The sequence below is a fragment of the Desulfobulbus sp. genome (assembly GCF_030824455.1).
In the GTDB taxonomy this organism is placed as follows: Bacteria; Desulfobacterota; Desulfobulbia; order Desulfobulbales; family Desulfobulbaceae; genus Desulfobulbus.
Map to the genome: position 1 here is coordinate 1 of NZ_JAVBXR010000111.1, position 9,610 is coordinate 9,610.

A 9,610-nucleotide genomic window follows, 5' to 3' on the forward strand; every position below is an offset into this window, starting at 1 on the left:
AAAGGCGCCAGGGTGAGAAGAGATTTTCGCATTTCGAGAGGCTATATGCCTTTGACACTTCGTCTCTTCTCCTCACCCCAGCTTATCTAATTTTTCGACTCTTGCCTTTATATGACAAAGCGGCGTGCTTCACTGTTGAAATTGCAATGGAATTATTCCATTGCTCAATCAAGCAAAGCCTGGTGCACAGCGCAAAACTTCGTCGGCGAAGGGGCGTCCTCTCGAGCAAAGTGTGAAATATCGGGCCATTGCGAAAGTTGCCTTCGCGATATTTCTCCTCGCTGTGCTCGTCGGAACGTCACGCGCCTCAACCCCTAGCCTGGATGGAGTGCAACGGAATCCGGGAACACCTCACCTCAAATCCCGGATTCCGCAAGCTGCATCAGTGCTGCGGTTGCCGGCCATCTCTTGTTCTCTGGTTCCCACGCGCCGCATGGGGACGTTTCGTGGCGGCCAGTCAGGCGTCCGGCTGGCAAGCAAAATATGGCGTGCTGCGCAGAGGGAAAAGATGTCCAGCGAACCCTCGCAAGACCATCCGGCCTCATGAGTCACCGATTCAAACAACTGTTCGTTTTTTCTGATTAAAAAATTGTCGTTTCCGGTTTTTCAGGCGGATTTTTCCGTCGTTGCGTATTTTTTCAATTGCAGCGGGAAGATTTTTCTGAAGATTTGTTAAATTTTGAAAAAAAACAATGTGTTATGTTAAACATTTTTCCGGCCCAGCTCCGGATCGATTTTTGCTTCATAAGGGCAAGGGTTGAACGTTGTCGGTATCTCTCCGAAAAATATCAACTTTGAAACAAAGGGGGCACTATGAAAGCGAAGATTTTTTCATCCGTAATTTTTTTGGAAATGGCGTTGTTGCTTGGCTTCTCGAGTCACGCCTTGGCCCTGCCTAGCTTGCAGTTGGACATCATTCCCGGCGTCTATGTGGGAGGTGGCGACGACACCACCTATGCAACAGCCGATGCGTTTGATTTGTACGCCTATATGCAGGAGAGTGCTGTTGGAAAAACGACAAGTTTAACTGACACTTATTATCTCTCCATCGCTGTCGCGCCACGACAGGATGAAGGCGACGTCAGTTCGATAGGGAGCTTTTCCGTTGATGGCACAAGTTATAGTTTTTCTGACCTTGTGTATGGAACTCCTCCTGTGGACTCCGCAGACTTGGCTCCGCATGGCATTTTTGCAACGTATTTTATGGAGATGAGTTTTACATTTACTGCAACGGACACTGTTGCAGCGTACAACGTTGAAGATGATTCATCGAGCCCAGGAACAATGTACTATAAAATGTTCGACATCGACACGACCGGGTTGTTGGCCGGTTATGCGCTTCATTTTGACTTGTACAACACCGTGTACAATGAAAGGAAAGACACTTGGGAAGTGAATGCGTTTGCTCCTTTCTCACATGATGCACAGAGCGATCCCGGCACAGCTGTACCCGAACCCGCCACTATGTTGCTCTTTGGCGCCGGTTTGATTGGGCTGGCTGGCATTGCCCGGCGGAAAGTGCAGTAAAGAATAATTCCTGAAAAGCGGAAATGAAAAAGGCAGGGCCAAACGGCTCTGCCTTTTTTTATTGCCTCTCTTGACCTCGTTGCCGGCATCAGGTACATACTTGCGCCAGCAGTCATAAAAAAAGCGGTCACAGAGTGTTCTCTGTGACCGCTTGTATTTTCTGGAGGCGACGAGCGGATTTGAACCGCTGAATAATGGTTTTGCAGACCATTGCCTTACCACTTGGCTACGTCGCCTTAATGTGCGGCACTTATACCATAGATTTTATTTTTGACAAGGAGAAATCCAGCCCATGGGAACCACCCTCGCGAACCTGATTCAGGACAACGAGGAAGGGTTGCACGAGTTGCAGGAACGGATCGGTTATCGGTTCCGCGACCTGCGCCTGCTGCAACTCTCTCTCATCCACAGCTCTTTTGCCTTTGAACGTCTCGACGACGGACGGCACAACGAAACCCAGGAATTTCTTGGCGATGCGGTGCTCGATCTCACCGTTGGCTACATCCTGTTCACCCGCTTTCCGGAGATGCGCGAAGGCAAGCTGACCCGCATCCGCTCCGCCCTGGTGAACGAGTATGGGCTGGCGGACCGGGCCCGGGAGATCGAACTGGGCCAGCACCTGTTGTTGGGCAAGGGCGAGAACGCCTCGCACGGCCGCGACAAGTCTTCGATCCTTTCCTGCGCCTACGAGGCCCTGGTGGGGGCGCTGTTTCTCGACGGCGGATATGACGAGGCCCTGACCTTTGTCCGCCGTTTCTTCGAGCCCCACATCGACGAGCACCAGGAGCAACTGGTCAGCGCCGACGCCAAAAGCTCCCTGCAGGAGTTGCTGCAGGAGCGGTTCAACGAGGGGCCGGAATATGCGCTGGTGGATGAAGAGGGGCCGGCCCACGCCCGTCTCTTCTCGATCACCGTCAGTTTTCAGGGGGAAGAACTGGGCAGCGGCAAGGCCTCGAGCAAGAAGGAGGCCGAGCAGCAGGCGGCTAGGGCAGCCTTGGAACACCTGCGGCAACCTGAAGGCTGACCTCGTTGCCCGCGTTCCCTGCGCTGTATGGGAATGCTTTAAAATGAAACCGGTTGCCGGCAAAATTGCACTGAGCCATACCCGCGCATGTCGCTGATCATTCCCATCTTTATTCCCCACGAGGGCTGCCCGCACTGCTGTGTTTTCTGCAATCAGCACAGCATCAGCGGCCAGTCCTCGCCGCCGGTGAACGGCGCTGAGGTCGGCGCAACCATCCGCGCCTGGCTGGCCCGGAGCAAGCCGGAGAACCGGGGGCAGGCGCAGGTGGCCTTTTACGGCGGCAGTTTCTCTGGCCTGCCCGCCGAGCGGCAGACCGAACTGCTGGCGGCGGTGCAGCCCTTCCGCGATCAGGGCGTGGTGCAGGAGATCCGGCTTTCCACCCGGCCCGATTACATTGATCGTGCGCGGCTCGATCTGCTGTGCCGCCATGGCGCGACGATTATCGAGCTGGGTGTTCAGTCGTGCGACGACTCCGTTCTGCAGCAAGCCGGTCGCGGCCACAGCCAGGCGGACGTGGAGCAGGCCGTCCGGCTGATCAAAGAACGCAACCTCCGCCTGGGCATTCAGCTGATGCTCGGCCTGCCCGGTGATCGCTTCCGCAGCCTGCGCAACACGGCGGAGGCGGTCATTCGGCTGCGGCCCGAGTTTGTCCGCCTCTATCCGGTGTTGGTTCTGCGGGGCAGCGGTCTGGAGACCTTGTACCACCGGGGGGGATACCGTCCGCTCAGTCTTGGTCGGGCGGTGGTGCTGGCCGCCTCCATGAAAAAACGGTTTGACGATCAGGGGATCAGGGTGGTACGGATGGGCCTGCAGCCCACGCGCGAGTTGGAGCAGTCCCTGGCCGCAGGTCCCTATCACCCGGCCTTTGGCGAAATGGTTCAGGCGCGGCTGATGCTGCGCCAGACCCGGCGCTTGCTTGCCGGCGTCTCGAAATCGGCCCCGGTTGTTCTGGTGATCGCCGAGCGCGATCAGTCGATTTTTCGCGGCCTTGGTTCCGCCAATATCAAGCGATTGCGGCACTTGGGCCTGCTGGATCGCTTTTCCCTGCGCACCGATCCCCAGCAGCCACGGCACACCCTGAAGGTTGTGCAGGCGGATAGTCTGTAGGCTTTTTGTCTGGAGTCTGTTAGGTTGCAAAAAAAAGAAAAACGAAGCGGCGTTACGGCCAACGGTTGCGCGACAGCGTGAAAATGCGGTGAAACGCCGTAAGCTGACAGTCTAACCACCTCCAGACCAATCCCCCAAGCACCCTCCCCAATTCATGCTCAGTATTAACGATCTCAGCCTGCAATACGGCAACAAACATATTTTTCGCAACGCTTCGGCGCAGATTCACACCGGCGACCGGGTCGGCCTGGCCGGAGTCAACGGCGCCGGCAAGTCCACTCTGTTGAAGATCATGTGCGGTCAGCACGAGGTCGATCCCGGCATCGTCAGTCGCGCCGCTTGGTTTTCAGTGGCCTACCTGCCCCAGGAGGTCAGCATCGAGCTGGGCAGCCGCACGCTGTTTGCCGAGGCGGAATCGGCATTTGATTCGGTGCTGGCGCAGCAGGAAGAACTCGACCGGGTCAGCGAAGAGCTGGCCCTCCTTGACCCAGACAGCCCGGAAATCGACGCGTTGCTGGCCCGCCAGGGCGATCTCCAGCATGCCCTGGACGGCAGCGACGTGTTTCGCATCCGGCCGCAGATCGAACGGGTCCTGTTTGGCCTGGGTTTTTCCGCCGCCGATCTGGACCGCGAGGTGGCCAGCTTCTCCGGCGGCTGGATCATGCGCCTGCTGCTGGCCAAACTGCTGTTGAAGCGGCCTTCGCTGCTGCTGCTCGACGAACCGACCAACCATCTGGATCTTGATTCGCTTACCTGGCTGGAGGAGTTTCTGCTGCAGTACCAGGGCTCGATGATCATCATTTCCCACGACCGTTCCTTTCTCGACCGGGTGACCTCGATCACCTGGGAACTGAGCCTGGGCAAGCTTTCGATCTTTCGCGGCAACTACTCCCACTATCTGGTGGAAAAGGCGCAGCGGATGGAATTGGAGCGCGCCGCCTACGACAACCAGCAGTCCATGATCCGCCAGTCGGAGCGCTTCATTACCCGCTTCCGTTCCAAGTCGACCAAGGCCCGTCAGGTGCAGAGCCGGGTCAAACAGCTGGACAAGCTGGAGCGGATCGAACTCTCCGAGACCGACCGCGCCATCCATTTCAATTTTCCGCCGGCGGCGCCCTCGGGCCGCGACGTGTTCACCCTCCACGACGTGCGCAAGGAATACCACGGCAAGACGGTGTTCGACGGGGTCAGCTTTTCTCTGCAGCGCGGCGACAAGCTGGCGGTGGTCGGGGTCAACGGCGCCGGCAAGACCACCCTGCTCAAGGTCATGGCCGGGCTTGTGCCGGCCGAGGGTTCGATCAAGCCGGGGCACAACGTCATCCTTTCCTATTTTGGCCAGCATCAGGCCCAGGAACTGCCCGGCGAACTGAGCATCCTGGACACCGTCTATCATACCGCGGTCGACATGACCATCACCCAGGTCCGTTCGCTGCTGGGCGCCTTTCTGTTCACCGGCGACGAGGTGGAGAAGCAGGTGCGGGTGCTGTCGGGTGGGGAGAAATCGCGGGTGGCTCTGGCCAAGATGCTGGTGCGGCCGGCTAACCTGATGCTGCTGGACGAGCCCACCAACCATCTGGACATGAGTTCCCAGGAGATCCTCCAGGAGGCCATGGCTCAGTACGAGGGCACGATCATCGTGGTTTCGCACAACCGTTTCTTCGTCAACTCCTTTGTCAACAAGGTGCTGGAGATCAGAAACGGCAAGGCCACCATCCATGAAGGCAACATCGAGGATTACCTCGAATGGCGGCGCAAGGCCGACGCCCAATCCGCAGCCGACGTGCAGGCGTCCCGCGGCGAGGCGGCGCGCCGGCTTGAGACCGTTGACGACGGGCAGAGCGTTGACAAAAAGACGCAGCGCAAGCAGCGGGCCCAGGATCGCCAGATGTTGAATAAAAAACTCGGCCCTTGGAAGAAAAAGAACGAGGAGGCCGAGCGGGACATCGAGCAATACGAAGCCCGCAAGGTGGAACTGGAGGCCATGATGGCTGATCCCGACCTGTACGGCGATCAGGAACGCTGGAGCGGGGCCAGCAAGGAATACGGCCAGGTGCAGCGCCATCTGGAACGGGCCTACCAGAAATGGGAAGAGGCCCAGCAGGCCATCGAGGCTATTGAACGCGAAGTGGCGGGCACGGAAGAATAACCGGGCCGCAAGGCCCTTTGACCGGGTTGGCTGAGCGCCACCCTTAATCGGAGAAAAAATTATGAAAAAAACTGTGGGCATTGTCCTCTGCCTGGTCGTCGTTTTCGGCGCCGGGTTGTACTTTTTGATGCAGAAAAAAACCGCAGGCGGCCAGTATGCCCGCTGCCTGCCCCAGGATGTGGTGGGCACGGTCAACCTGACCCACGTCAACACCCTCACCGACGGATTTGCCGCCAGCGCCCTGGGCCGCTTTCTTGCCAAGGACACCGTCCACGCTGTGATGCAGGAGATGGGGGCCGAGGCCAAGGATTTGACCGAGTATGACCGCATCTACGATTCCATTGCCGGCGTGATGACCAACCAGGCCTTCCGCACGGTGTTCGGCGACGACGCCACTGTGGCGCTGCTGCCCCCGGATCAGAAGGCGCTTGCCGCCAATCCGGTTGAAACCCTGCGCGCCTCTTTGGTGGTGGTGGCCCAGACTTCGGCCGCCGGCGCCCTGGACCTGTTCAGCCGGTTGCTCAAAAACGCCAACGTCAGCCGCGAAACCGTGGACGGGCTGGAACTGACCAAGGTCACGGTGGAGCCGAACCAGGTGATCTACGGCTACGCCGAAGGCAAGACCGTGTTCTTGGCCTACGCCCCGGCCGCGATCAAGCTGTGCGTGGCCGCCGGTAAGGGCGAGAATGCGCTGGACAAGGCCCCTGGGTTCAAAGAGGCGCTGAGTTACTGGCAGCCCGCGCCCCAGGAGACCACCTATTCGCGAATGTATCTCAACGTCGGCCGGATGGCCGAGCTGCTCAAAACCTCGACCAATGTCGAGATCAAGCAGAGCGGCGAAATGCTCCAAGGCGTGGACGCGATGTATTCCTTCTCGTACGGCACGGAGCAGGGCATGGAGAGCCGGGCCCGTTCCGCCTACCGCTACGAGCAGCTGCATGAGATGGTGAAAAGCGCGGTTGACTCGGCGGCGGCCTCCAACCAGTCGCTGCGCCTGCTGCAGGAGAAGACCCTGGCCTACAACTGGGCCTCTTCGCTGCGGCCGGAAATGATCGTCAAGGCGATGACCACTAAAAAAGAGGAATACCAGCAGATTGACGGCGCTGTGCGCCAGAATCTCGGCGTTTCCCTGGAAGAGTTGGGTCGGGCCTTTGGCCCCCAATACGGCGGAGTGCTCGACGACATTGTCCGCACCGCGCTCTTTCCGGCGCCGAAGCTGACCTTTTTTGTCGGCGTTCGCGACCGCAAGATCGCCGAAACCGTGCTCAACGCGCTGCGGCGAAAAATTGCCGAGACCGGCATGGCCACCGAGGAACAGACGCAGGCTGCAGGGCAGACCCTGTACTCCTGGCCGGTGCTGCCCGACGAGGCGGCCCAGCCGACGGTGGCGCTCACCGATTCCATGCTCTATCTGGCCACCAGCAAGCAGGCGGTCAAGGATGTGCTGGAGTCCAAGGCCGCGCCGGACGCATTGGCCCAGCCTGTGGCGCAAAATCTCGGTTCCGAGCTTGCCGAACGGGTGGGCAAGGCCAACTTTGGGGCCTTTGTCGTCTATCCGCAGCGCATGTCCCGCCAGACCGGGGATATGATCGACTGGCTAGCCGGCATTCTCGCCACCACCAAGAACATCTCGATCTCCCGGCTCAACCGCGAACTGGTGCAGCTGCTGCAGTCAACCGAGCTGATCGCCGCGACCTCGAGCCTGAACAAAGAACAGGCCGAATGGACCATGACGGTGAGAAAGGGGCAACCCCTGCCGTCTCCGGCCGCCGGCAAGTAAACGCCGGTCGGTCGCGCAGGGGGGAACAAGCGGAAACAGCGGGAAAAAGCACTTGCCTAACCGGCTCTATTCAAGGTAAGGATGCACCCTGAAAAACGGGTGACGCGGGTTGGCGACGGCAACTGCCAGAAGTCGTCGGCTTGGGTCCGTTTGTCCGGGAGTGCATCCTGAAACAGCATTTCGACCAGCCCCAAGGGGCGCGAAAAAGGAGGAATGACGTGGCGTTTGACAAGGAAACAAAGTTGTGGCTTTCCGGCAACGAGGCAATAGCCCTGGGCGCCTGGGAAGCGGGCGTTCGCGTGGCCTCGGGGTATCCGGGCACGCCGTCGACCGAGATCATGGGCAATCTGTCCCGCTACGAGGGCGTCTACACCGAATGGGCCCCCAACGAAAAGGTGGGACTTGAGGTGGCCATCGGCGCCTCTTTTGCCGGCGCACGCGCCCTGGCAACCATGAAACACGTCGGGCTCAACGTGGCCGCCGATCCTCTGTTCACCGCCGCCTACACCGGCGTGCGCGGCGGCCTGGTGATCATCAACGCCGACGACCCCCAGATGCACAGCTCGCAGAACGAGCAGGACAACCGCAACTACGCCTTTGCCGCCAAGCTGCCGCTGCTGGAACCCTCCGATCCCGCCGAAGCCAAAGAGATGCTGCCCCGCGCCTATGCGTTGAGCGAGCAGCTGGACACGCCGGTGATCGTGCGCATCACCACCCGCATCGCCCACGTCAAGGGCGTGGTCGAGAAGGGCCAGCGCCTGGAGCTTCCCGAACCGGTGATGGAGAAGTCGCCGGCTAAGATGGTCATGCTGCCGGGCAACGCCCGGGTGCGGCGCCTGGCCGTGGAAAAACGGATGGAGGCCGCCCGCGAGCTGGCCGAGACCCTGCCGGAGAACCGGATTGAACCCGGAACCGGCAAGCGCGGTTTCATCACCTCCGGCGTGCCCTATAATTATGTGAAAGAGGCCTTTCCCACCGCCCCGGTGCTCAAACTGGGCATGGTCTGGCCGTTGCCGGAGCGGATGATTCGCGAATTCGCCGCCACGGTGGACGAGCTGATCGTGGTCGAGGAACTCGACCCCTTCATCGAAACCCATCTCAAGGCCATGGGCATTGCCTGTCGCGGCAAGGATCTGATCCCCAATCAGGGCGAGCTCAACTCGTTCATCGTTCGCAAGGCGATTGAGCCCGAGTCGATCGGCGAGCTGTTCGCGCCGCTGGAACTGCCGATGCGGCCGCCGAACATGTGCGCCGGCTGTCCGCACCGCGGGCTGTTCTACGGGCTCTCCAAGATGAAAGACGTCTTTGTGTCCGGCGACATCGGCTGCTACACCCTGGGCTTTCTGCCGCCGCTCTCCGCCATGGACGCCTGCGTCTGCATGGGCGCCTCAATCACCATGGCCCACGGCATCTCCAAGGCGCTGGGCAAGCAGGGCGAGGGCAAGGTGGTGGCCGTGCTCGGCGATTCCACCTTCATGCACTCGGGCATGACCGGCCTGTTGAACGCGGTCTACAACAACTCCTACGCCTCGGTGATCATCCTCGACAACCGCACCACGGCCATGACCGGCCACCAGGAAAACCCGGCCTCCGGGCGCAACATCCGCGGCGAGTCGGCCCCGGCCCTGGATCTGGAGCAGCTCTGTCGCGCCCTGGGCGTGAAACGGGTGACCGTGGTCAACCCGCACGACGTCGAGGCCACCCGCAAAGTGCTCAAAGAGGAGATCGCGGCCCCTGAACCCTCGGTGATCATCAGCCGCGCCCCCTGCGTGCTCCTGCCTGAAGAGGTCAAACGCAAGAAACCGGTCTATTTCACCAATCTGGCCAATTGCACCGGCTGTTCCCTGTGCGTGCAGATGGGTTGTCCGGCCATCAGTTGGACGCCGCTGACTCCGGAGACGGCTGTGGCGCGCGGCTATCGCGAAAAACAAAAAGGATTTGCCCAGATCGCCGAGGTGCAGTGCAACGGTTGCGGCCAGTGCGCCTGCGTGTGCAAATTTGAAGCGATCACCAGAAAGGAGGCAAA

The 9,610-nt window shown here is 59.9% G+C and carries 6 protein-coding genes and 1 tRNA gene; 6 read left to right on the forward strand and 1 reads right to left on the reverse strand.

The genetic code is table 11. The features are described from left to right. The first annotated feature begins 813 nt into the window (after positions 1-813). Positions 814-1,527, forward strand: coding sequence for a choice-of-anchor N protein (locus RCH93_RS14330; protein WP_306549099.1), 714 nt, complete (start codon positions 814-816; stop codon positions 1,525-1,527). Between the two features lie 161 nt (positions 1,528-1,688). Here RCH93_RS14330 and RCH93_RS14335 read toward each other — a convergent pair. After that, positions 1,689-1,763 (reverse strand) — tRNA-Cys (locus RCH93_RS14335). A gap of 56 nt (positions 1,764-1,819) precedes the next feature. On the opposite strand from RCH93_RS14335, the gene rnc reads away from it, so the two are divergent. The 5 genes from rnc to iorA all read left to right on the forward strand — a co-directional run. Next, positions 1,820-2,551: a ribonuclease III gene (rnc, locus tag RCH93_RS14340; protein WP_306549100.1), complete on the forward strand. Its 732-nt coding sequence runs from the start codon at positions 1,820-1,822 to the stop codon at positions 2,549-2,551. A gap of 87 nt (positions 2,552-2,638) precedes the next feature. Then, entirely contained in the window at positions 2,639-3,658 is a 1,020-nt protein-coding gene (locus RCH93_RS14345; protein ID WP_306549101.1) for an elongator complex protein 3, read from the forward strand. A gap of 154 nt (positions 3,659-3,812) precedes the next feature. Further along, the gene (gene abc-f / locus RCH93_RS14350; protein WP_306549102.1) at positions 3,813-5,804 is read left to right on the forward strand and encodes a ribosomal protection-like ABC-F family protein; all 1,992 of its coding nucleotides are present in this window, start codon (positions 3,813-3,815) and stop codon (positions 5,802-5,804) included. Positions 5,805-5,865: 61 nt separating this feature from the next. Beyond that, positions 5,866-7,584: a DUF3352 domain-containing protein gene (locus RCH93_RS14355; RefSeq protein WP_306549103.1), complete on the forward strand. Its 1,719-nt coding sequence runs from the start codon at positions 5,866-5,868 to the stop codon at positions 7,582-7,584. Positions 7,585-7,802: 218 nt separating this feature from the next. Continuing rightward, positions 7,803-9,610: indolepyruvate ferredoxin oxidoreductase subunit alpha (gene iorA, locus RCH93_RS14360; protein ID WP_306549104.1), on the forward strand; the 1,808-nt coding region annotated here is incomplete at its 3' end.

Excerpts from the sequence above, each read along its gene's own strand:
- RCH93_RS14355 (WP_306549103.1), top strand. The coding sequence starts at position 5,866 with ATGAAAAAAACTGTGGGCATTGTCCTCTGCCTGGTCGTCGTTTTCGGC.
- RCH93_RS14345 (WP_306549101.1), top strand. The coding sequence starts at position 2,639 with ATGTCGCTGATCATTCCCATCTTTATTCCCCACGAGGGCTGCCCGCAC.
- rnc (WP_306549100.1), top strand. The coding sequence starts at position 1,820 with ATGGGAACCACCCTCGCGAACCTGATTCAGGACAACGAGGAAGGGTTG.
- RCH93_RS14330 (WP_306549099.1), top strand. The coding sequence starts at position 814 with ATGAAAGCGAAGATTTTTTCATCCGTAATTTTTTTGGAAATGGCGTTG.
- abc-f (WP_306549102.1), top strand. The coding sequence starts at position 3,813 with ATGCTCAGTATTAACGATCTCAGCCTGCAATACGGCAACAAACATATT.